At 43.5% G+C, this 22,382-nt stretch carries 20 protein-coding genes and 1 pseudogene; 14 read left to right on the top strand and 7 right to left on the bottom strand.

From position 1 onward, the window contains the following. Positions 1-61 precede the first annotated feature (61 nt). From clpX to bolA, 4 genes are all read right to left on the bottom strand, one after another. Positions 62-1,333, bottom strand: coding sequence for an ATP-dependent protease ATP-binding subunit ClpX (clpX, locus tag Xentx_RS05590; protein WP_074019296.1), 1,272 nt, complete (start codon positions 1,331-1,333; stop codon positions 62-64). Positions 1,334-1,471: 138 nt separating this feature from the next. Beyond that, positions 1,472-2,095, bottom strand: a complete 624-nt coding sequence (gene clpP / locus Xentx_RS05585; RefSeq protein WP_074019295.1) for an ATP-dependent Clp endopeptidase proteolytic subunit ClpP — start codon at positions 2,093-2,095, stop codon at positions 1,472-1,474. Between the two features lie 271 nt (positions 2,096-2,366). Then, the gene (gene tig / locus Xentx_RS05580; RefSeq protein WP_074019294.1) at positions 2,367-3,671 is read right to left on the bottom strand and encodes a trigger factor; all 1,305 of its coding nucleotides are present in this window, start codon (positions 3,669-3,671) and stop codon (positions 2,367-2,369) included. Positions 3,672-4,065: 394 nt separating this feature from the next. Next, on the bottom strand, positions 4,066-4,389 hold the full coding sequence (gene bolA / locus Xentx_RS05575) for a transcriptional regulator BolA (RefSeq protein ID WP_074019293.1): 324 nt from the start codon (positions 4,387-4,389) through the stop codon (positions 4,066-4,068). Between the two features lie 249 nt (positions 4,390-4,638). Between bolA and Xentx_RS05570 the strand changes: the two genes are divergently transcribed. The 9 genes from Xentx_RS05570 to Xentx_RS05530 all read left to right on the top strand — a co-directional run bounded on the left by Xentx_RS05570 (position 4,639) and on the right by Xentx_RS05530 (position 14,524). After that, the gene (locus Xentx_RS05570) at positions 4,639-5,226 is read left to right on the top strand and encodes a lipoprotein (protein WP_074019292.1); all 588 of its coding nucleotides are present in this window, start codon (positions 4,639-4,641) and stop codon (positions 5,224-5,226) included. A 71-nt stretch (positions 5,227-5,297) separates the two neighbouring features. Beyond that, positions 5,298-6,827, top strand: a complete 1,530-nt coding sequence (gene ampG / locus Xentx_RS05565) for a muropeptide MFS transporter AmpG (protein ID WP_074019291.1) — start codon at positions 5,298-5,300, stop codon at positions 6,825-6,827. A 278-nt stretch (positions 6,828-7,105) separates the two neighbouring features. After that, a complete protein-coding gene (locus tag Xentx_RS05560) occupies positions 7,106-7,873 on the top strand; it encodes a nucleoside-specific channel-forming Tsx family protein (protein WP_074019290.1) in 768 nt (255 codons plus the stop codon). A gap of 350 nt (positions 7,874-8,223) precedes the next feature. Beyond that, complete coding sequence (gene cyoA / locus Xentx_RS05555; RefSeq protein ID WP_074019289.1) at positions 8,224-9,189, top strand: cytochrome o ubiquinol oxidase subunit II; 966 nt, start codon at positions 8,224-8,226, stop codon at positions 9,187-9,189. A gap of 4 nt (positions 9,190-9,193) precedes the next feature. Further along, positions 9,194-11,176, top strand: coding sequence for a cytochrome o ubiquinol oxidase subunit I (cyoB, locus tag Xentx_RS05550; protein ID WP_074019288.1), 1,983 nt, complete (start codon positions 9,194-9,196; stop codon positions 11,174-11,176). Continuing rightward, positions 11,176-11,787 (top strand): cytochrome o ubiquinol oxidase subunit III, encoded by a 612-nt coding sequence (locus Xentx_RS05545; RefSeq protein ID WP_074019287.1) that lies wholly within the window; start codon positions 11,176-11,178, stop codon positions 11,785-11,787. The genes cyoB and Xentx_RS05545 overlap by 1 nt, the downstream gene beginning before the upstream one ends. Continuing rightward, positions 11,787-12,119, top strand: a complete 333-nt coding sequence (locus Xentx_RS05540; RefSeq protein WP_074019286.1) for a cytochrome o ubiquinol oxidase subunit IV — start codon at positions 11,787-11,789, stop codon at positions 12,117-12,119. Before Xentx_RS05545 ends, Xentx_RS05540 begins: the two co-directional genes overlap by 1 nt. A 12-nt stretch (positions 12,120-12,131) precedes the next feature. Continuing rightward, positions 12,132-13,016 (top strand): heme o synthase, encoded by an 885-nt coding sequence (cyoE, locus tag Xentx_RS05535; protein WP_074019285.1) that lies wholly within the window; start codon positions 12,132-12,134, stop codon positions 13,014-13,016. Between the two features lie 140 nt (positions 13,017-13,156). Continuing rightward, entirely contained in the window at positions 13,157-14,524 is a 1,368-nt protein-coding gene (locus Xentx_RS05530; protein WP_074019284.1) for an MFS transporter, read from the top strand. Between the two features lie 79 nt (positions 14,525-14,603). Here Xentx_RS05530 and Xentx_RS05525 read toward each other — a convergent pair whose 3' ends face one another. Then, positions 14,604-15,095, bottom strand: coding sequence for a YajQ family cyclic di-GMP-binding protein (locus Xentx_RS05525; RefSeq protein WP_074019283.1), 492 nt, complete (start codon positions 15,093-15,095; stop codon positions 14,604-14,606). Positions 15,096-15,221: 126 nt separating this feature from the next. Here Xentx_RS05525 and panE point away from each other — a divergent pair, with 126 nt between their 5' ends. Both panE and yajL read left to right on the top strand, forming a co-directional pair. Then, positions 15,222-16,133, top strand: a complete 912-nt coding sequence (gene panE / locus Xentx_RS05520) for a 2-dehydropantoate 2-reductase (protein WP_074019282.1) — start codon at positions 15,222-15,224, stop codon at positions 16,131-16,133. Further along, the gene (gene yajL / locus Xentx_RS05515; protein WP_074019281.1) at positions 16,096-16,692 is read left to right on the top strand and encodes a protein deglycase YajL; all 597 of its coding nucleotides are present in this window, start codon (positions 16,096-16,098) and stop codon (positions 16,690-16,692) included. Before panE ends, yajL begins: the two co-directional genes overlap by 38 nt. An 87-nt stretch (positions 16,693-16,779) precedes the next feature. On the opposite strand, the gene thiI is transcribed toward yajL, so the two are convergent. After that, positions 16,780-18,228, bottom strand: coding sequence for a tRNA uracil 4-sulfurtransferase ThiI (thiI, locus tag Xentx_RS05510; RefSeq protein WP_074019280.1), 1,449 nt, complete (start codon positions 18,226-18,228; stop codon positions 16,780-16,782). Between the two features lie 254 nt (positions 18,229-18,482). Here thiI and xseB point away from each other — a divergent pair, with 254 nt between their 5' ends. The 3 genes from xseB (at position 18,483) to dxs (ending at position 21,651) form a co-directional block, all read left to right on the top strand. Beyond that, the gene (gene xseB, locus Xentx_RS05505; protein ID WP_074019279.1) at positions 18,483-18,740 is read left to right on the top strand and encodes an exodeoxyribonuclease VII small subunit; all 258 of its coding nucleotides are present in this window, start codon (positions 18,483-18,485) and stop codon (positions 18,738-18,740) included. A 4-nt stretch (positions 18,741-18,744) separates the two neighbouring features. Then, complete coding sequence (gene ispA / locus Xentx_RS05500) at positions 18,745-19,677, top strand: (2E,6E)-farnesyl diphosphate synthase (protein ID WP_074019408.1); 933 nt, start codon at positions 18,745-18,747, stop codon at positions 19,675-19,677. Between the two features lie 108 nt (positions 19,678-19,785). Next, positions 19,786-21,651 carry a 1-deoxy-D-xylulose-5-phosphate synthase gene (dxs, locus tag Xentx_RS05495; RefSeq protein WP_074019278.1) on the top strand — a complete coding sequence of 622 codons (1,866 nt, stop codon included), beginning with the start codon at positions 19,786-19,788 and terminating at the stop codon, positions 21,649-21,651. A gap of 472 nt (positions 21,652-22,123) precedes the next feature. Here the strand turns inward: dxs and Xentx_RS19330 are convergent. Further along, positions 22,124-22,382, bottom strand: a pseudogene (locus Xentx_RS19330) (hypothetical protein); the annotation flags it as partial.

Here is a 22,382-nt window from a genome sequence, read left to right as displayed (position 1 = left end):
TCCCTCATTTCATTTGTTTTTTGCAATGCGTATTGTTAATCGGTACTTCCTACCCATTTCTTCACTCACCAGAAACTTGGGCATCCGGCTTGCTATATATCAATAATGGTGCGGAATTATCTTCAACAACAGTTTCATCAACAACAACTTTCTCTACATGTTCCATCGATGGTAGATCGTACATTGTATCCAGTAAAACACCCTCAACAATTGAACGAAGACCACGGGCACCCGTTTTACGCGCCATTGCTTTTTTCGCTATGGCAGTCAATGCTTCTTTTCTGAACTCCAGTTCAACACCCTCAAGGTTAAACAGGGCCTGATACTGTTTGGTCAGTGCATTTTTCGGTTCCTGCAGGATCTGGATCAATGCTTCTTCATTAAGTTCAGTCAGTGTTGCCACTACTGGCAGACGACCAATGAATTCAGGAATTAACCCAAATTTAATTAAATCTTCTGGTTCAACCTGAGACAGCAATTCACCTTCTGTTGCTTTCTCTGATTCCCCCCTAACTGTAGCACTAAAACCAATACCTGAACTGACATTCAAACGCTGGCTGACAACTTTATCCAAGCCGGCAAACGCCCCGCCACAGATAAACAGAATTTTGGAAGTATCAACTTGCAAGAATTCCTGCTGTGGATGCTTACGACCACCTTGAGGAGGAACCGCTGCCATTGTACCTTCAATCAGTTTCAACAGAGCCTGCTGGACCCCTTCTCCCGATACATCGCGAGTAATTGATGGGTTATCAGACTTACGGGAAATTTTATCTATTTCATCAATATACACGATACCACGTTGTGCTTTCTGCACATCGTAGTCACATTTTTGCAGAAGTTTTTGGATAATATTTTCTACATCTTCCCCAACATAACCCGCTTCGGTTAATGTCGTGGCGTCAGCCATAGTAAACGGAACGTCTAAATAGCGAGCTAATGTCTCTGCCAACAACGTTTTACCGCTACCTGTCGGGCCAATCAACAGAATATTACTTTTGCCGAGTTCCACACCGTTAGTGGAGTCACCATTACGCAATCTCTTGTAATGGTTATAAACCGCAACTGCTAACACTTTTTTCGCTGTTTCCTGGCCGATAACATAATCATCCAGATGTTGTCGAATTTCATGAGGGGTAGGCAATGCACTCCGCTCACGATGTGGTACCAGTTCTTTAATTTCTTCGCGAATGATATCGTTACACAAATCGACACATTCATCGCAGATATACACTGACGGGCCGGCTATTAATTTCCGTACTTCATGTTGGCTTTTCCCGCAGAAAGAGCAATACAGCAGCTTTCCTGAACCGTCTTTGCGCTTATCTGTCATCAGTCAACCTCACTTTATGAACTGTTATCCCAGTTTGTCCGGCATAACAGAAAAAACGCTATTACTCCGCCTAGATTGGCGTCAACATCAAACTTAGAGAAAAGGCCAGCATCGGAGTAATAAAGTAATTATTAATAATTAGCTGCGCTGGGTGAATATACTATCAACCAACCCGTATTCTACGGACTCTTCGGCTGACAAGAAACGATCGCGTTCTGTATCTTTAACGATCTTCTCAAGGGGCTGTCCAGTATGTTGCGCCATCAATTCGTTCATGCGCGCTTTAACCTTGAGTATTTCCTGCGCATGGATCTCTATGTCAGTCGCCTGCCCTTGAAAACCACCTAATGGCTGGTGAATCATGACTCTGGAATTTGGCAGACAGAAACGCTTCCCTTTTGCTCCAGCGGTCAGCAGGAATGCTCCCATTGAACAGGCCTGCCCCATACAAATAGTACTCACATCTGGTTTGATAAACTGCATCGTGTCATAAATAGACATGCCTGCCGTAATAACCCCACCGGGTGAGTTGATATACAAATGAATATCTTTTTCTGGGTTTTCTGCTTCCAAGAATAGCATTTGGGCAACGATCAAGTTCGCCATATGATCTTCAACAGGCCCAGTTAAAAAAATAATACGATCCTTTAACAAGCGGGAGAAGATATCAAATGCACGCTCACCACGTGCTGTTTGTTCAACCACCATCGGCACCAAAGACATGTTAGGTGCATATTGATCTTGCTTGCCACTGTATGACATTTCCGTCTCCTAATAGAACTCACGCTGGTGCCATTCATAACTGATTCTACTTGAGATAAGCGATGATGACCATGATCCAAAGTTAACTAACAAGGGGCTTTTTCCCCTCTAAAAAGTAGTAAGCTCTTACATAATAGTAAGAAAGGATATGAGGATAAATCTGTTTTTTTCAAGAACAATAAAAAAACCCGCAAGCATAGCCTGCGGGTTTACTTAGGTTCACTTCATTGAGAGTGAGGTTTCATCATCTCAGGCAATCAATAAATGAAACTTATGCCAATTGATTTTGATTCATAAGTTCATTGAAGCCAGTTTCTTTTTCAGAAACTTTCGCTTTGCTCAGAACAAGTTCAACAGCTTGCTCTTCCAGAGCAATGTTGCGAATGTTGTTCATCATTTCTTTATTTTTGCTGTAGTATTCAACAACTTCTTTCGGATCTTCATAAGCTGCAGCCATCTCTTCGATCAACGCAGTAACGCGATCTTCTTCGACTTTCAGCTCATTGCAGCTGATAACTTCGCCTAACAGCAAGCCAACAACAACGCGGCGTTTAGCCTGCTCTTCGAACAATTCACGTGGCAGTTCCAGAGCTTGTTTTTCGCTGCCGCCAAAACGCTGGGCAGCCTGACGACGCAGTACATCAATTTCACTATCAATAACAGCCACAGGAACTTCAACTTCGTTAGCCTCAACCAGACCGTTCAGAACCTGAGTTTTGATGTTGTTACGAACAGCATTTTTCAGTTCACGTTCCATGTTCTTACGAACTTCGGTACGCAAACCTTCAACCGTACCATCAGCAATACCAAAACGCTTGATGAACTCTTCAGTCAGTTCTGGCAGTTCACGCTGTTCAACTTTTTTCAAGTTGATCTCGAATTTCGCCGCTTTACCTTTCAGATTTTCTGCATGGTAATCTTCTGGGAAAGTCACCTCGATAGTAAATTCTTCACCTGCTTTGTGACCAACGATACCGTCTTCAAAACCTGGGATCATACGGCCCTGGCCCATTGCCAGAACGAAATCAGTTGATTTACCGCCTTCGAATTCTTCACCATCAATGGAACCATTGAAATCAATAGTTACACGATCTTCCGCAGCCGCTGCTTCATCGATTTCTTTCCAATCTGCCTGCTGTTTACGCAGTGTATCCAGCATGTTGTCAACGTCTGCATCTTTTACTTCAACAACAGGTTTTTCAACTGCGATTTCTTCCAAACCTTTCAGTTCAATTTCTGGATAAACTTCAAATTCAACTGCATAAGTGAAATCTTCACCTTCTTTAAACTGTTCAGGTTTGTAGCTTGGTGCACCTGCTGGATTGATTTTCTGCTCAATGATCGCATTAATGAAATTGCGCTGCATCAAATCACCCAGAACATCCTGAAGAACAGAAGCGCCATAACGTTGCTTAACGATCTTCATTGGCACTTTACCCTTACGAAAGCCATCGATACGGACTTTCTTTGCTACATTAACCAGTTCACTGTCAACTGCTTTTTCGATATCGGCAGCAGGAACGGTGATTGACACACGACGCCCAAGGCCTTGAGTGGTTTCAACAGAAACTTGCATCTTGTTACCTCAAAAAAATCATAGTGCTCGGTCAACTTCAGAATGGCTGCAAGGCTTAAAACAAGCTGATTGCAGTACTCTTTAAGAACCGGGGCGGTCGCATTTAAAAACCGAGAATCCCTGTGATCAGAAGCGTCCCGAAACCATTCTAAAAATTTAGACGCAGCATTATAGCGGCGCAGACAGTGTGAGTCGAGAATTGCAGACAAAAGCATGCACTATTCGTTGACTTATGTGATAAACGTTGCTCAATGACTACGTCACAATATTGTTTATGACGATACTGTTTATGCAATATGTATATAAACAAAAATACAGCCCGAAGGCTGTTAGCTAAAATTAAATCTAGATTAATAAAGTAGAGACAAGCAAACTATGAGATTAGCTTGAAAAATCACAAGTTTGATGTCGTTGTACTTCCACCGCGACACGCCGGAGAAGCCAAAACAGTGTCTGCTAGTTCTGCCCACTCCTTTTCCGTATAAGTATGTAGTGCCAAAGCATGTACACCTTCCTCTAATTCTTTAGCCAATACGCTATATACTGAGCGGTGGCGGCTGAGCATTCTTTGTTCAACAAATTCATTGCTTATGATAATAATTTTAAAATGGCTTTCAGAACCCGCTGGCACATTGTGACGATAACTTTCATCGATCACTTCCAGATGAGAAGGCTTAAATGCCGCCTGTAACTTTGTTTCTATTTCTTGACGAACCATCCCATTCTCCTAAATCACCAAAGGTTATTTATTAACCGCATTATTGATTCTAGATTATTTCCCGTGAGTTATAACATCAGGGTAACCAAATATCTCTAACAGAATTTACATCAGGTATTTCCCATGATATTTCAAACCATGTTGCAATCATCAGGGATATGCCACTACCAATGGCGATGCTATGATTACAGCGGTTTAAACTACCCGTATTAATATTGAGTATCCGAATCTTAAATTGAGAAAACCTAAATGCTAAAGAAAATATTTATTCCATTGATTACGCTTTTCTTTTTATCTGGGTTATCTGGCTGTGCAGACTCAGGCAACACATTAGCCATTCAACCCAAAATTACCTTGCCACCAGCCGATCCAACCATGAAAGCGATTACCGTCACTATTAGTGGGGTCGACCATCGTCAATCTCAAGCCTTGGCTCAAATTAATCGTAATGCGCGATTAGTCACCTTGGTTCCTTCCCGTGATTTACGTTTCTTACTGCAAGAAGCACTGGAAAAACAAATGGTAGCTCGCGGCTATATGATTGGTTCTCCCGCCAATGCCAATTTGCAGATCGTTGTCAATCAACTCTATGCCAATGTGAAAGAAGGTAGTCTTCGTCATGAAATTTCAGCCAAAGCTGAAATCTCTATCATTGCTTATGCTCAAAATGGTAGTAAACAAATCAAAAATTATCGTACCAGCTACAATGCTCAGGGACCATTGACAGCAACAAACGCCAAAATTGCTGATGCAGTAAATACTGTCTTATCTGATGTGATCGCAGACATGGCTCAGGATGCATCAATCAGCACCTTTATCAAACAAAACGTCCACTAACAGGACAACGAATAAACTTTCTGCCTAATTCTGGCAACATTAGATAATATGCAGAAAGTTTTGGGAGGCCCATGACTAACCACCGTTATTTAAACCTATCTGCATTACGCAACTATCGAGCCCTTCTATTACTGGGCTTTGCCTCAGGCCTGCCTCTTGCCCTCACGGCTGGAACGTTACAAGCATGGATGACTGTCGAAAACGTCGATATCCGAACTATCGGTTTTTTCACTTTGGTTGGCCAAGCCTATGTTTTTAAGTTTCTCTGGGCACCCGCAATGGATCGATATACTCCCTCCTTTTTAGGACGCCGACGGGGGTGGATGCTCGCTACTCAACTTTTATTGATCGCCAGTATTGCAGCAATGGGGTTCCTGCAACCTTCCCAGCATTTATGGTGGCTTGCGGCATTGGCTGTTACTGTTGCATTCTTCTCAGCTTCCCAAGATATTATCTTTGATGCCTATAAGACCGACTTATTATCACAGGAAGAACGAGGATCAGGTGCCGCCATTTCCGTATTGGGTTATCGGCTAGCTATGCTGGTTTCGGGTGGATTAGCCTTGTTACTCGCCACCTATATTGGCTGGCAAAATATGTATTGGGTTATGGCTGGACTGATGTTAATTGGGGTTTATGCCACACTTACAGCCAAAGAACCCGAAATCAATACAGCACCACCCAAAACACTGCATCAGGCAGTATTCGAACCATTGTTTGATTTTTTCAGCCGCAACAATGCCTGGCTTATCCTGCTATTGATTGTACTGTACAAACTAACAGATGCTTTTGCTCTCTCACTCAGCACACCTTTCCTTATTCGTGGTGTTGGTTTCAGTCCGGCTGAAGTCGGTATGATCAATAAAACCCTCGGACTCGCTGCAACTATTGTCGGCGCATTGTACGGCGGTTATTTGATGCATCGGCTTAGCTTGTTCCGTGCCCTGATGATCTTTGGCATTCTTCAAACTGTTTCAAATTTCGGTTATTGGATACTGGCCATTACCCCTAAAGACATCTACCTGATGGGGACGGCGATTTTTCTGGAAAATATCTGTGGCGGCATGGGAACAGCGGCTTTTGTTGCTCTTTTAATGACCTTATGTAATAAATCATTTTCAGCAACACAGTTCGCGTTGCTTTCTGCATTATCCGCAGTTGGCCGAGTTTATGTTGGCCCAGTAGCAGGATGGTTTGCAGAAGCCTATGGCTGGCCAATGTTCTATCTATTTTCTGTTGTTATTGGATTACCGGGGCTTGTGTTGTTGTTTGTCTGCCGTAAAACACTGGCTTATACCCAGCAAAATGATGACTTTTTGCCTCGGACACTATTTAAGAACGCTTATAAATTTGCCTTTGGGATCATGATATTAGCCGCCCTGATATTCATAGTTTGGTTAATTATCAGTAGCGTACTGTTTATCATCACTCATTTAGTATCTCTGGTGTACACTATATCGCCAGAATATAGATTATATCTGCATGAAGTCGGTGAGTGGATATCTCTACTGTTATCCTGGAGTGTAATCATTGGCACCTTGGGATTTCTTTTAGGTGGAATATTAGATTATTTGGCTTTAAAGAAAAGTAGGCTCGCTTAATTTATTATTCCCATTCAACGCCTTTTTCACACCTGCCTACAGCAGAAGGCTGACAAAGTTCAGCCTTCTGTTACTAGTTTATACTGCTGGCTTATCTGATTTATATAGTGACAAACTTCACAAGAAGAGTAAAAACCTACAATTGGGTGGCTTAAAAAACATTTTTTTCAAAGTGAAATTATTTATATTTGAACTAACAAATATTATTATTTGAATGCATATTATTTCGAACTATTCGAAATATCGTTAACCACCTTAAAACCATATAAAGGGAATTTATGAAAAGACGTATTTTGACACTCACCGCAGTTGCCGCCGCCTTAGTTTCTGCTTCAGCCAGCGCGGAATACCAGTGGGGATTTGGCAATGTCAGCATGAATTACCTAGACTGGAGCAAACATACCACTCATAAAACCGGACAAACCTCACATAAGGATGATTTTGCTTATTTAGAACTGGAAGGTGGGGCAGGGTTTAGCTGGGGCGAACTCTATGGTTTCGCTGACTTAGAGAATCCTTTTAACAGTAAAACAGCCCAACCGGGTGATAACCAACGTTATACTTTCAAGACAACAGGCCGTTTCTATCTGGGTGATACGGGTTTCAACCTTTATGGCCATGTTTATGGAACTTATTCATTACCAGGCAAAGCAAATGGTGGCAACTTCCATGAAGTTAATACACTCTATGGATTAGGCTATAATGCTGATATTGCTGGCCTGTGGTTCAAGCCTTTTGTCGCGCTACATTATGTTGATCAAACGTTCTATTCAGGCAATAACGGTTATGTCGTAGGTTGGGTTGCAGGGTACGATTTCAATCTTTGGGAACAAAAATTCAGTGTTACAAACTGGAATGAAATTGAATTGAACCGCAATGAGCGCTACGGCAACGGTGGGCGTAAAGGCATGAATGGCGCTATTGCATTATGGTGGACTCCACATCCTTCTTTTACAACTGGAGTTCAATACCGTTATGCAGATAACAAACTGGGAGAAGATTTCTTGCAGGATGGTATTGTTTACAGTATAAAATATAACTTCTAATAACTGGTTTAATCGGTGAGCAGCCTGGTGCTGCTCATTGAAACCGATAAATAATAGTTATTCCATCGATAACAAAGCATATTTTAGGATTTTTTCTTTAATTCCCATTAATTTTTTCCCTTATAAAACAGATGGTTATTTGAAATTAATTGTCTATTTTTATTTTTTGTTTAAGATAACCAACCAAAATTAACGTTTTGTTAAATTTAGAATCACATGTGATCCCTCTAACATAAAAAGCCCACAAGCCAACCCGCTTCTATTACAATTGTTTACACTCCGGTAACCTTACCGTAGAATGCCCGCACTGATGAAACGACAATAAAGCTTTTGTTATCTGGGGTCGCTCAATGAGACTTATGAAATACAAAAAAACTATTGGGTTATCGTCATTACTTGCAGCCACCTTAATGCTAAGTGGTTGTGATATGGTATTGATGAATCCCAAAGGGGCGATCGGCGTCGAACAAAAAACGCTGATACTGACAGCGTTTGGTTTGATGCTGATCGTTGTTATACCGGCTATTGTAATGGCAGTCATTTTTGCCTTGCGTTACCGGGAAGCCAATAAATCTGCAACTTACCGTCCAAACTGGGCACACTCAAATAAAATTGAGCTTGTCGTTTGGACTGTGCCTATCCTGATTATCATCACCTTGGCGACGATTACATGGAAAACGACACATGCACTCGATCCATATAAGCCATTAGACAGTGATGTAAAACCGGTGACGATTGAAGTTATTTCCCTTGACTGGAAATGGCTGTTCATCTATCCGGAACAGGGTATCGCAACAGTAAACGAAATTGTATTCCCTAAAGATGTTCCAATTAACTTCAAAATCACTTCAGACTCTGTGATGAACTCTTTCTTCATCCCACAGTTGGGTGGTCAGATTTATGCAATGGCGGGCATGCAGACAAAATTGCACCTGATTGCTAACTCAGAGGGTAAATACGATGGATTCTCAGCAAGTTATAGTGGTCATGGCTTCTCAGGCATGAAATTCACTGCAACAGCGACTGATGATCGTGCAGGTTTTGAAGAATGGGTGCAGAAAGTGAAAGCATCACCGAAAACCCTGGATACCGTACAAGCATTCAATGACTTGGCTAAACCTAGCCAAAACAATCCAGTTGAATACTTCTCAAGCGTGAAACCAAAACTGTTCCAAGAGACTATTGACAAATTCATGGGTGATATGGGCCATGCCGGTATGTTTGGTATGTCTGGTCACGGCAAAACAGAACATGGTAAAGCTGCGGATCATAATATGAATATGAGTCAGCCGGCTCATTCAGGTGTTGAGGAATAAAGGCATGTGGGGAAAATTAACACTGGATGCGGTCCCATTACATGAACCCATTATTGTGGTGACATTACTTGGGATCTTGCTTGGGGGACTGGTAGTTGTTGGTTCCTTGACTTATTTCCGTAAATGGAAATGGCTTTGGAGTGAATGGTTAACCAGCGTTGACCATAAGAAAATTGGTGTCATGTACATCGTCGTTGCCATGGTGATGATGCTCCGTGGTTTCGCTGACGCCATCATGATGCGTGGACAGCAAGCCCTAGCTTCTGCTGGTGAAGCCGGTTTCCTGCCCCCGCACCATTATGATCAGATCTTTACCGCTCACGGCGTTATCATGATCTTCTTTATGGCAATGCCTTTCGTTGTCGGCCTGATGAACATTGTTGTTCCTCTGCAAATCGGTGCTCGCGACGTTGCATTCCCATTCCTGAACTCTTTGAGCTTCTGGTTATTTGTTGTCGGTGTTGCACTGATCAACATCTCTCTGGGAGTGGGTGAGTTTGCACAAACCGGTTGGTTGGCATATCCGCCTCTATCTGGTCTGGAGTATAACCCAGGAGTCGGTGTTGACTACTGGATATGGAGTCTTCAGCTCTCTGGTGTCGGTACATTACTGACGGGTGTTAACTTCTTCGTGACCATCCTGCGCATGCGTGCACCAGGTATGTCTATGATGAAAATGCCAGTTTTCACTTGGGCTTCACTGTGCACCAACATCCTTATTATTGCTGCGTTCCCAATCCTGACAGTAACCGTCGCGTTGCTAACCCTGGATCGTTATCTGGGCACCCATTTCTTTACCAACGATATGGGTGGCAACATGATGATGTACATCAACCTGATCTGGGCTTGGGGCCATCCTGAAGTTTACATTCTGGTTCTACCTGTCTTCGGTATTTTCTCCGAAGTCACTGCAACCTTCTCGAAAAAACGCCTGTTTGGTTATACCTCACTGGTGTGGGCGACAATCGTTATTACCATCCTGTCGTTCATTGTATGGTTACACCACTTCTTTACCATGGGTTCTGGGGCGAACGTCAATGCCTTCTTTGGTATCGCCACGATGATTATCTCCATCCCAACAGGGGTTAAGATCTTCAACTGGCTGTTCACTATGTACCGTGGGCGTATTGAATTCAAAACCCCAATGCTGTGGACTGTTGGCTTCTTGGTTACCTTCTCCATTGGTGGTATGACGGGTGTTCTGCTGGCAGTACCAGGTGCAAACTTCGTTCTGCATAACAGCCTGTTCCTGATTGCTCACTTCCATAACGTTATCATCGGTGGTGTGGTATTCGGCTGTTTCGCTGGTACTACTTACTGGTTCCCGAAAGCATTTGGCTTCACGCTGAATGAAAAATGGGGTGTCCGTGCATTCTGGTTCTGGATCACGGGTTTCTTCATTGCCTTTATGCCGCTGTACGCGCTGGGCTTCATGGGTATGACTCGTCGTCTGAGTCAGGATATCAACCCAGAATTCCACCCTATGCTGGTTGTTGCAGCAGGCGGTGTGGTCCTAATCGCCTTGGGTATTCTGTGTCAGGTTATCCAGTTCTACGTCAGTATCCGTGACCGTAACCAAAACCGTGATCTGACAGGTGATCCATGGGGTGGCCGTACTCTGGAATGGTCAACTTCATCTCCCCCACCATTCTATAACTATGCCGAAGTTCCACACATTCAGACTCGTGATGCATGGTGGGATATGAAAGAAAAAGGCACTGAATATAAGCGTCCGACGAAATATGAAGAAATTCATATGCCTAAAAATACCGGTGCAGGTGTGATCATCAGTGCTTTCTGTCTGACCTTAGGCTTTGCTTTGATCTGGCATATCTGGTGGATGGCTATTGCAAGCTTCGCTGGCATCATCATTAGTTGCATCGTGAAAAGCTTTGACGAAGACGTTGATTATTACGTTCCTGTAGCTGAAGTCGAGAAAGTTGAAAATCAGCGTTATGAAGATCTGAGAAAGGCAGGTGTGAAATAATGTCGACTCAAACCCTTAACAACACAGCCGCCCATGATACTCATGGGCACCACGATACGGGAGCCAACAAGGTATTTGGCTTCTGGGTCTACCTGATGAGTGACTTGATTCTGTTTGCAAGTCTGTTCGCTACCTACGCAGTGTTAGTTAACGGCACTGCGGGTGGCCCATCTGGTAAGGATATTTTTGAACTGCCATTTGTATTGGTAGAAACCTTTTTGCTGCTATTTAGTAGTATCACCTACGGTTTCGCCATGCTGTGCATGAACAAAGGTAAAGTTGCTCAGGTTAATTTGTGGCTATTCATTACCTTCCTGTTTGGCCTTGGCTTCGTTTCAATGGAATTATATGAATTCCATAAACTGATCTCTGAAGGATTTGGTCCTGACCGTAGTGCGTTCCTGTCTGCCTTCTTCGCACTGGTTGCCACTCATGGTCTGCACGTCACCTTAGGCCTGATTTGGATCGTCATCCTGATGATTCAGGTTTCACGCCGTGGCCTGACTGATGTGAACCGTATGCGTCTGAACTGCCTGAGCTTGTTCTGGCACTTCCTTGACGTTGTCTGGATCTGTGTATTTACTGTCGTTTATCTGATGGGGGCTATGTAATGAGTCATCCAAATACTTCTCATTCCGGCGCAAGCCACGGTAGCTTCAAAACCTATCTGATTGGTTTTGTTCTGTCAGTCATACTGACCGTGATCCCATTCTGGATGGTGATGGATGGCACGGCTTCACACAGCACCATTCTGGTGACAGTAGTCGCTATGGCTGTTATTCAGATCTTTGTTCATTTCATCTGCTTCCTGCACATGAATACATCGTCTGAAGAGCGTTGGAACCTCGTTGCCTTAATCTTCACATTAGTGGTCATCGCTATCGTTGTTGTTGGCTCCCTGTGGATTATGTACAACCTGAACATCAATATGATGGTTGATTAAGGGTTGATTTGAATGATTAAGCAATACCTGCAAGTGACCAAACCAGGAATTATTTTCGGAAACCTAATTTCTGCGATTGGTGGTTTTCTACTCGCTTCCAAGGGCGTAATAGATTACCCCTTGTTCTTTGCAACGATGGTCGGGGTATCGCTGGTGGTAGCATCAGGTTGTGTATTCAACAACTATATCGACCGCGATATTGACCGAATTATGGAAAGAACGAAAGAAAGGGTCCTTGTGAAAGGGCTTATCGATCCGAAAATCAGCCTGATTTACGCCTCAGTGTTAGGTATTGCTGGCATAGTGCTGCTCTATGTAGCAGCCAATGTCTTAGCAATGCAGTTAGCTCTCATCGGGTTTATCGTTTATGTTGGGGTTTATAGCCTCTACATGAAAAGAAAATCTGTTTATGGCACGCTGGTTGGTAGCCTGTCAGGCGCAGCACCTCCCGTGATTGGTTACTGTGCAGTAACAGGGCATTTCGATACAGGCGCGTTGATCTTATTACTGATCTTCAGTTTGTGGCAAATGCCCCACTCTTACGCCATTGCTATTTTTCGGTTCAAAGATTATCAAGCGGCCAACATCCCAGTATTACCTGTGATTAAAGGTATTTCCGTCGCGAAAAACCACATCACTTTGTATATTCTAGCCTTTATGGTTGCCACTTTGATGCTGACCATCAGTGGTTATGCAGGTTATAAATACCTTATCGTAGCTGCCGCAGTGAGCATCTGGTGGTTGGGTATGGCATTATCAGGTTATAAAACCTCTGATGACCGTATTTGGGCCCGTAAGTTATTTCTGTTTTCTATCGTCGCTATCATGTCATTAAGCGTCATGATGTCTGTAGATTCAACAGCATCTCCAGAAAACCTGTTGACTTACGTCTGGTAATATTTAGATGGCAGGGTAAAACCTGCCATCTTTTTCCTTTCTTTTATCTCTATTCAATGACAACTTATTCGGTTACAAGCGCTTCTTTTTCGTTTGCTCTCACCTAATTGAAATGTCATACCAGATTTTTTGAGGTATCCATGAACGATAATAAAATGACTCCGCTTGAACTTCGGGCAACATGGGGTTTAGGTTCTGTTTTCTCCCTGCGCATGTTAGGCATGTTCATGGTTCTGCCTGTTCTGACGACCTATGGTTTAGCGTTACGTGATGCGACTGAAGCGCTTATTGGAATTGCCATTGGCATCTACGGCTTAACACAGGCAATATTCCAGATCCCATTTGGGCTTCTTTCAGATAAAATTGGCAGGAAACCTTTAATCATCGGCGGGCTTCTCATTTTTGCATTAGGCAGTGTTATTGCCGCTTTAAGCGACTCTATTTGGGGAATTATTATCGGGCGAGCCTTGCAAGGCACAGGGGCAATATCCGCCGCTATCATGGCATTACTTTCAGACCTGACTCGTGAGCAGAATCGAACAAAAGCAATGGCATTTATTGGCATTAGCTTTGGCATTACATTTGCCTTTGCGATTGTTGCCGGCCCTATTATTACCCACCAAATCGGTTTAAATGGTCTATTTGGGGCAATTGCAATCCTTGCTGGTTGCGCGATCCTGATCACACTGTTTGCCGTACCAAATACACACAAACATTTGCTAAATCGCGAATCAGGTATCGCACGCGGCAGCTTCAAACGTGTACTTTCAGATCCGCAACTGATAAAACTGAATTTTGGTATTCTCTGCCTGCATACCTTATTGATGTCGAGCTTTGTCGCCCTTCCCCTTATTATGGAAAAGGCAGGCTTTCCCCCACAACAACACTGGAAAGTATATTTAATTACTACCCTTATCTCTTTTGTCGCCGTTCTGCCTTTCATTATCTACGCAGAAACAAAACGTCGCATGAAACAGGTATTTTTGCTGTGTATAGGTATGCTATTCATCGCTGAAGCCGTTTTATGGTCTCAGGGATCGCATCTTTGGGGGATCTTTGCAGGCATTCAGATTTTCTTCCTTGCATTTAATATCATGGAAGCTATCTTGCCTTCACTGATTAGCAAAGAAGCACCTGCGGGTTACAAAGGCACTGCCATGGGGGTTTACTCTACCAGCCAATTCCTTGGCGTTGCTTTGGGTGGTTTTCTTGGAGGAATGCTTTACGAATGGCAAGGCGCATCGCTCGTCTTTATGGCTGGCATCGCGCTGACCGCATTCTGGTTTATTGTCAGTCTGACCTTACGGCAACCACCCTATGTCAGTAGTATCAGGCTCATCTTGCCAGAACAGCTAAACAACTCTGAGATATTGGAGAAAAAGATATTGGCGCAAGCCGGCGTAAAAGATGTTGTCATCGCACCAGAAGAATTTAGTGCGTATATCAAAGTTGATACGAAACTAACCAATCGTGATCAGTTAGAACAGCTTGTATTATCCCATAAATAGCTTGGGTATTTATAACAAGTACGGTGTTACCAAACACCGTACTATGATTAATTATTCGCTATTAGGATAATGACAAAAATTAATCGCGGAAATTAGTAAACTGGAATGGCTGCCCCAATTCTGCACCACGAACCAATGCAATAACACTTTGCAAATCGTCGCGTGCCTTACCAGTTACCCGCACTTGCTCACCCTGAATTTGAGCCTGTACTTTCAGCTTACTGTCTTTAATCAGCTTCACAAGCTTTTTCGCTAACGGCGTATCGATACCTTGCAGTAAAGTCGCTTCTACACTATACGTTTTTCCGCTATGAACCATATTTTCAGGAATATTGATTACAGAACCATCAATTCCACGTTTAGCAAACTTTTCACGTAGAATATCGACGAGTTGGTTCACCTGAAAATCAGATTCACTGGCAATTTTGATCGATTCATTCTTTTCGTTTAATTCAAAACTCGCGGGAACGTTACGAAAATCCCAACGGTTACTTAACTCCCGCTGTGCGTTCTCTACTGCATTTCGCACTTCTTGCATATCAACTTCAGAAACAATATCAAATGATGGCATTACCCGTCACCTCCAGATAATCAATAAATCGGCATGATAACCGCTTTCCATTATTGGCAAAAGCTCTATACTCGGGAAGTTCAGCGATCTTTTTGCAACTACCCTATTTTCAGATCAGGAAGAAATATGAAAATAACCGTTCTTGGTTGTGGCGCTATCGGTAAACTATGGCTTGCCGCCCTATCCCAACAAAATCATAGTGTTCAGGGATGGCTAAGGGTTCCACAGCCTATTATTTCCGTCCAGATCGAAAACTTTAATGGCCAAGCTTTTAATCAACAATTTCTTGCCAACGACGAAAAACACCTTACTGAAAGTAAGTTACTCCTCGTTTGTTTAAAAGCGTGGCAAGTTTCTGACGCGGTCAATTACCTTGCTGACAAACTTCCCTCCCATTGTCCAATCCTGTTATTGCATAATGGAATGGGAACCCAAGAAGAATTCAGGTCTCTACCCAACCCCATTTTACTTGGCGTAACTACGCATGGCGCCTATCGAAAAAATGGTATTGTGCACTATAAGTCACAAGGGATGACTCACATTGGCGCCATAACAGCCAATGCCACCAAACTCAGCAATCTGGCCGATATTTTACACAGTGCCCTGCCCGATGTAGCATGGCACAATGAAATACATGCTATCAGTTGGATGAAACTTGCCGTCAACTGTGTCATTAATCCCCTCACCGTCATCTATGACTGCAAAAATGGTGATTTACGGCATCACCAGACACAAATTCAGGCATTGTGTGGCGAAATTTGCCAAGTGATGGAACATGACAGTATCCATACAACCAAACAAACATTGATTGATTACGTCATGAACGTGATTGAGCAAACCTCTGAAAATTACTCATCCATGCTGCAAGATATACGGGCACAGCGACATACAGAAATAGACTACATTACCGGTTTTTTAATGCGTCGAGCCCGTGTTCACGGTTTGTCAATTGCAGAAAATACTGCTGTTTATCATTACATTAAACGCAAGGAGGAAGAATATGAGCGCCTCAGCCCTTATTTGTCTCGCCCACGGTAGTGAAGAAACCGAGGCTGTCACGACGATTGATTTACTCGTTAGGGCAGGAATTAATGTTACCGTAGCCAGTACGGAAACCGATGGTTCCCTCACATTAACCTGCTCACGCGGCGTCAAAATCGTTGCTGATGTCCCCTTGGTTAATGTCGTTGACGAAGATTTTGATGCCATTATCCTGCCGGGAGGCATAAAAGGCGCAGAATGTTTTCGTGACAGCTTACTGGTAGTAGAAAAAATTCGAACCGCACAAAGCCAGGGAAAAATCATTGCGGCAATCTGTGCTTCTCCGGCGATCGTATTGGAATATCATCAACTTTTTCCTGTCGGAAATATGACTGGCTATCCCAGTATGCAGGATAAAATTGCACCAGAAAAATGGATTGATAAACGGGTTTATTTTGACGAAAGGGTTAACTTACTGACCAGCCAAGGGCCTGCCACTGCTTTTGACTTCGCCTTGAAACTGATTGAATTGTTGAAAGGAAAAGAAAAAGCCGCAGAAGTTGCCGCCCAACTCGTTTTACCACCTGGCATTAATAATTACCAAAACATCCAGTAATCATCTCACCCTATAAAAGGGAAGAAGGTACAACATAGGCTGCTTATCGGATCGGTTCCGTAAGCAGCCTTGTGCCTTAAGGACAAATTAAGGTCGATACACCTTCACATTGTCGAAGCCTTGTTCACGCAGATAAAGTGCCTGTAAGCGGCTCATCACACCACGCTCACAATAAAGCAGATATGTTTTTTCTTTCGGTAGATCACCAAACTGGGTGCCTAGTTTATAGAAAGGCAATGACTGAATTTCAATACCCTCTATACTTAACGGACGATTATCCTGTTCATCAGGGGAACGGATATCCAATAACACATCATTAGGAGAAAGTGCAGATACCATTTCCACTTCCACCACTTGCTCACTGGATTGCTCCGCAATTTGGCGGATATCCAGATTCTGAGCTTCACTAACCACGCGTTCTAAGATCTCAAAGTCAAAATTGTTTTCCTCTGCTTCAATTTTGGCTTTCACGGCTTTCACTGTCGGGCTTTTTGATATCACCCCACAAAATTCCGGCATAGTGCGGGCAAAATCTTCGGTGCCAATCTCACGGGCCAGCTTAATAATGTGCTCTTTATCATGGGAAATCAGGGGACGGAGGATCAACGTATCTGAAACATTGTCAATCAACCTTAAATTAGTCAAGGTCTGGCTGGACACCTGCCCCAGAGCCTCACCGGTTACGATCGCCTGTACACCATAGCGCTCTGCAACTTTGGAAGCTGCCCTGACCATCATCCTTTTCAGCACAACTCCCATTTGCCCGTCGTCAACTTTTTCCAGAATTTCAGCCACAACAGGTTCAAAATTGACAGCAACGAAACGGACTTTATGCGAACTACCAAACCTGTTCCACAAATAATGGGCAACCTGCTTTACGCCAATTTCATGGGCTGCGCCACCAAGATTAAAGAAACAGTAGTGCACACGGCAGCCACGACGCATCAGCATATAACTGGAAACACCGGAATCAAATCCACCGGAAATCAATGACAGTACATCTTCCTGCGTACCGATAGGAAACCCGCCAATTCCTTCATGACGGGCTTTAACCAGAATCAGCTTATCCTGATCAATTTCCAGATTCACGGTGACATCAGGCTTGGTCAGTTTCACCTTGGCTGATTCAATATGTTGATTCAATCCGCCACCAACATAGCGTTCAACTTCATTGGATGTAAAACTGTGTTTACCACGGCGCTTTGCGCGAACACAAAATGTTTTACCATGCAATAAATGGCCGTAAGTTTCGTAGGCTTGCTCAAAGATATGATGCAGATCACGAAAATCCCGCTCTTCTACTTGCAGGATATGGTGGATACCTGGAATGCGTGTCAGTGCATCACAAATTTCCGCACCAAGGTTATCATCCTTAACCCGAACTTCGATATTATCCCAATGGCGAACAACAGCAATGCCTTCTCCGAAGGTCTTCAACACATTGCGGATATTGCTGGCAAGAATTTTAATAAAGCGTAACCGGACGGTCTGGCTTTTAATCGTAATTTCTGGGAATAATTTAATGATAAACTTCATAGTAAGATATAGTAGTCATTCAATGTTGAACTATCATCAACAACATCAATGATTGTTCTTAAGTGTTCAGTTGGATAGGGCGCAGAGTATAACACCATCTGGCTTATCACCTGTAAAAAATCGACTGCAAAAACCGACTATAAAAAAATAGTGGTAATACATGATTTATTTTTCTTGGTGTAGTAGGGTACTCTGCAATTCTGTAACGAACTTGCTTTGCTGTAATTCGTTAAATAACCATATGTTAAGTCATTATGCCTAAAGCAAATCAAACATCAGCAACCGAACAAATGCCAGCATTCGAAACCTCTCTTAAAGAGCTGGAGGAAATTGTTATTCGGCTGGAATCCGGGGAACTCCCATTAGAAGATGCGTTGAATGAATTTGAACGTGGTATTCAACTTGCAAGACAAGGACAGAAAACGCTTCAACAAGCGGAGCAACGAGTGCAAATTTTACTGAACCATGATGCACAATCGTCTCTTGATGAATTTTCGTCCGATGCTGAGTAAATTTATGTCTGAACAATATAAGGCTCCTCTTGAAGAGCAATCTTTTGAAAAAAGACTGCGCGCTTGTCAGCAACACATTAATGACAAACTGATGGCAATATTTTCTTCATTGCCCTTTTTAAACAGTCCATTAGGTACAGCAATGCAATATGGTGCAGTACTGGGTGGAAAACGGCTACGTCCATTTTTAGTTTACAGCGTGGGAGAAATGTTTGGCCTCTCTAAAAAGAGTCTGGATGCCGCAGCCATAGCGATAGAATGTATTCATGCCTATTCATTGATCCACGATGATTTACCCGCAATGGATAACGACGATTTACGTCGTGGGCAGCCCACCTGTCATATCAAATTTGGTGAAAGTCAGGCTATTTTAGCTGGTGATGCATTACAATCACTGGCCTTTGAGATTCTGGCAAAACAGGACATGCCCAATGTGACCTTATCCGATCGCCTTGCTATGATCGCTGAACTGGCAAGCGCCAGTGGCTTTGCCGGCATGTGTGGTGGGCAGTCACTGGATTTGGAAGCAGAAGGTAAACAGATCGATCTTGCTTCGCTGGAACAGATCCATCGACATAAAACAGGTGCACTAATACGCTCAGCCGTTCGATTAGCAGCTTATAGTGCAGGACAACGTGGCCGTGAAGTACTGCCTTTGCTGGAACAATATGCCCAAGCCATCGGCCTGGCATTTCAGGTACATGACGATATTCTGGATATCATTGGCAATACTGAAGTTATCGGCAAACGTCAGGGCAACGATCAGCAACTCGGCAAAAATACTTACCCTGCATTATTGGGTTTAGAACAAGCCCAACAAAAAGCCAGAGATCTGTATGAAGAAGCGCTAGCCGCCCTTACAGAGCTGGAAAAACGGTCATATGACACCACAACCTTAAAGGAATTGGCTGGTTTTATTATTGAGAGAAACAGCTAAAAAACCGGTAAAGCGCCTTACGGGGTGAACCCAGAAATTACACACTGATAATAACAGGGTTCTTAATATTCAACTTCTAACGGATATAGCATTTTACACAGGCATAGCATGAGCATTGATATAGCGAAATATCCAACATTGGCATTGGCAGAAACTCCAGAGGAGCTTCGCCTGCTACCCAAAGAAACCTTGCCAAAGTTATGCGATGAACTGCGTCAATTTTTGCTGAACAGTGTCAGCCGCTCCAGTGGTCACTTTGCTTCCGGCCTTGGCGCTATCGAATTAACCGTCGCACTCCACTATGTTTATAAAACCCCTTTTGACAATTTAGTCTGGGATGTTGGTCATCAAGCCTACCCGCACAAAATTTTAACTGGACGTCGTGATCGCATTGATACCATTCGCCAAAAAAATGGCCTTCATCCCTTCCCCTGGCGGGAAGAAAGTGAGTATGACACCTTGTGCGTCGGCCACTCATCCACATCAATTAGTGCTGGCTTAGGTATGGCTATTGCTGCCAAACACGAAGGCAAAGGCCGCAAGACAGTATGCGTTATTGGGGATGGAGCCATTACTGCGGGCATGGCTTTTGAGGCCATGAACCATGCCGGCGATATCGATCCCGACATGCTGGTTATTCTCAATGACAACGAAATGTCTATCTCTGAAAACGTGGGAGCATTGAATAACCATCTGGCACAGATCCTGTCAGGCAAGCTGTATACAACCCTGCGTGAAGGTGGTAAAAAAGTTTTCTCCAACCTGCCTCCTATCAAAGAGCTATTGAAAAAAACGGAAGAGCATTTGAAAGGCATGGTTGTTCCTGGAACGCTGTTCGAAGAGCTTGGGTTCAACTATATCGGGCCTGTTGATGGTCATGACGTACTGGCACTAACCCAGACTTTGAAAAACATGCGTGAACTGAAAGGGCCACAATTCCTGCATATCATGACTAAAAAAGGTCGTGGTTATGCACCAGCGGAAAAAGATCCTATCAGTTGGCATGCCGTCCCCAAATTCGATCCCTCGACGGGTTCTTTGCCCAAAAGTGTAGAGACTCGCCCGACATTTTCCAAGATCTTCGGTGACTGGCTGTGTGAACAAGCCGCCCATGATAAAAAACTGATGGCGATCACCCCAGCCATGCGCGAAGGTTCCGGTATGGTGCGTTTCTCCCGCGAATATCCTGAACAATATTTTGATGTTGCGATTGCCGAGCAACATTCCGTCACCTTTGCCGCTGGTTTGGCTATTGGCGGCTACAAACCTATCGTCGCCATTTACTCCACCTTCCTGCAACGCGCTTATGATCAAGTGATCCACGATGTCGCCATCCAAAACTTGCCTGTCTTGTTTGCCATCGACCGTGGTGGCATTGTTGGTGCTGATGGTCAAACCCATCAAGGCGCTTTTGATCTTTCTTTCCTGCGCTGCATCCCGAATATGGTGATCATGGCACCCAGCGATGAAAACGAATGCCGCCAGATGCTGCATACCGGATATCATTATCAAGCAGGCCCTGCTGCTGTTCGTTATCCTCGCGGTACAGGGACAGGCGCTGAACTCACTCCGCTGGAAACATTGCCAATCGGCAAGGGCGTAATCCGCCGTCAGGGAGAGCGCATTGCGATCCTTAACTTTGGCACATTATTATCCTATGCGTTGCAAGCGGCTGAAACCCTGAATGCAACTGTTGTAGATATGCGTTTTGTCAAACCGCTGGACAAAGAGCTGGTGCTGGAAATGGCAGCCAGCCACGAGCTGCTGGTGACTTTGGAAGAAAATGCCATCATGGGCGGTGCAGGTAGTGGTGTTAACGAACTGCTGATGCAGGAAAAGTTACCTGTTCCCGTATTGAATCTGGGTTTACCCGATGACTTTATTCCACAAGGAACGCAACAAGAGCTTCATGCTGATTTAGGGCTGGATGCGGCAGGCATTCAAAATAGTATCGAGAAATATCTGGCTAACTAACTGATAAGAACGGATGAGGATTTTTCAGTCATTCATCCGTTTTTTCCTTATTGTGCCAGTCATACAATCACCTATCGACTACCAATAAGTTTCCTTGAATGCAAGTCGATAATGACAACCAGATGCATCTACTCCTCACTTCTGAATTTTTTGTGAAAGCGGGTAAGTTTCCCAGATTGCACCGAAAAACAGGACAACATTTTTCGCATTAATCGTCGGATATTCACAAATAATGGTTTCTTCAATCCGTTGCGAATTGAGGGCGCCCATGATGTTGAGACGGGTACGGCTGCCTGCGCTACAAGCCGAAGGTTTTGATGTAGTTTCATTACTTAGGTAAAATGTGTTGCCAATATTAACATTCCAGAACAACAATGATTAGATACAATAAATTGGGACATAATTATGCTAGTCAGGTAGCACTGACGTTTTAAAGTTATTTGGTTGCTAATGTGGTTTGTATTCAAAAACGTCAACATTCCCCCACCGATAGTTTTTTTAATGTATAGAATATATGGATGGCGGCTTCAGCCAAGCTTGAAGCAGTATCCACTATTTTCAATGATTGATTTATGCTGTTTTTTATAAGAGGGCTGATATCTGTACAGGCGATGAGTAACACATGCACTCTTAGAGCCCATTCGGAATCTTTTTTGAACGTAATTGTTTTTCCTGTATTCTGTCCGCCCAAATAAGATAAGTGCCTATATAAGTGACCTGCTGGAATGAGA

Source organism: Xenorhabdus thuongxuanensis, assembly GCF_001908095.1.
GTDB classification, from domain to species: Bacteria; Pseudomonadota; Gammaproteobacteria; order Enterobacterales; family Enterobacteriaceae; genus Xenorhabdus; species Xenorhabdus thuongxuanensis.
This window is presented reverse-complemented; position numbering and strand designations above follow the sequence as displayed.

What these genes read in the sequence shown, in the direction of transcription:
- cyoE (WP_074019285.1), top strand. Translation starts at nt 12,132, where the DNA reads ATGATTAAGCAATACCTGCAAGTGACCAAACCAGGAATTATTTTCGGA.
- Xentx_RS05570 (WP_074019292.1), top strand. Translation starts at nt 4,639, where the DNA reads ATGCTAAAGAAAATATTTATTCCATTGATTACGCTTTTCTTTTTATCT.
- tig (WP_074019294.1), bottom strand. Translation starts at nt 3,671, where the DNA reads ATGCAAGTTTCTGTTGAAACCACTCAAGGCCTTGGGCGTCGTGTGTCA.
- ampG (WP_074019291.1), top strand. Translation starts at nt 5,298, where the DNA reads ATGACTAACCACCGTTATTTAAACCTATCTGCATTACGCAACTATCGA.
- Xentx_RS05560 (WP_074019290.1), top strand. Translation starts at nt 7,106, where the DNA reads ATGAAAAGACGTATTTTGACACTCACCGCAGTTGCCGCCGCCTTAGTT.
- bolA (WP_074019293.1), bottom strand. Translation starts at nt 4,389, where the DNA reads ATGGTTCGTCAAGAAATAGAAACAAAGTTACAGGCGGCATTTAAGCCT.
- clpX (WP_074019296.1), bottom strand. Translation starts at nt 1,333, where the DNA reads ATGACAGATAAGCGCAAAGACGGTTCAGGAAAGCTGCTGTATTGCTCT.
- ispA (WP_074019408.1), top strand. Translation starts at nt 18,745, where the DNA reads ATGTCTGAACAATATAAGGCTCCTCTTGAAGAGCAATCTTTTGAAAAA.
- cyoB (WP_074019288.1), top strand. Translation starts at nt 9,194, where the DNA reads ATGTGGGGAAAATTAACACTGGATGCGGTCCCATTACATGAACCCATT.
- Xentx_RS05525 (WP_074019283.1), bottom strand. Translation starts at nt 15,095, where the DNA reads ATGCCATCATTTGATATTGTTTCTGAAGTTGATATGCAAGAAGTGCGA.
- panE (WP_074019282.1), top strand. Translation starts at nt 15,222, where the DNA reads ATGAAAATAACCGTTCTTGGTTGTGGCGCTATCGGTAAACTATGGCTT.
- thiI (WP_074019280.1), bottom strand. Translation starts at nt 18,228, where the DNA reads ATGAAGTTTATCATTAAATTATTCCCAGAAATTACGATTAAAAGCCAG.
- dxs (WP_074019278.1), top strand. Translation starts at nt 19,786, where the DNA reads ATGAGCATTGATATAGCGAAATATCCAACATTGGCATTGGCAGAAACT.
- Xentx_RS05545 (WP_074019287.1), top strand. Translation starts at nt 11,176, where the DNA reads ATGTCGACTCAAACCCTTAACAACACAGCCGCCCATGATACTCATGGG.
- yajL (WP_074019281.1), top strand. Translation starts at nt 16,096, where the DNA reads ATGAGCGCCTCAGCCCTTATTTGTCTCGCCCACGGTAGTGAAGAAACC.
- clpP (WP_074019295.1), bottom strand. Translation starts at nt 2,095, where the DNA reads ATGTCATACAGTGGCAAGCAAGATCAATATGCACCTAACATGTCTTTG.
- xseB (WP_074019279.1), top strand. Translation starts at nt 18,483, where the DNA reads ATGCCTAAAGCAAATCAAACATCAGCAACCGAACAAATGCCAGCATTC.
- Xentx_RS05530 (WP_074019284.1), top strand. Translation starts at nt 13,157, where the DNA reads ATGAACGATAATAAAATGACTCCGCTTGAACTTCGGGCAACATGGGGT.
- cyoA (WP_074019289.1), top strand. Translation starts at nt 8,224, where the DNA reads ATGAGACTTATGAAATACAAAAAAACTATTGGGTTATCGTCATTACTT.
- Xentx_RS05540 (WP_074019286.1), top strand. Translation starts at nt 11,787, where the DNA reads ATGAGTCATCCAAATACTTCTCATTCCGGCGCAAGCCACGGTAGCTTC.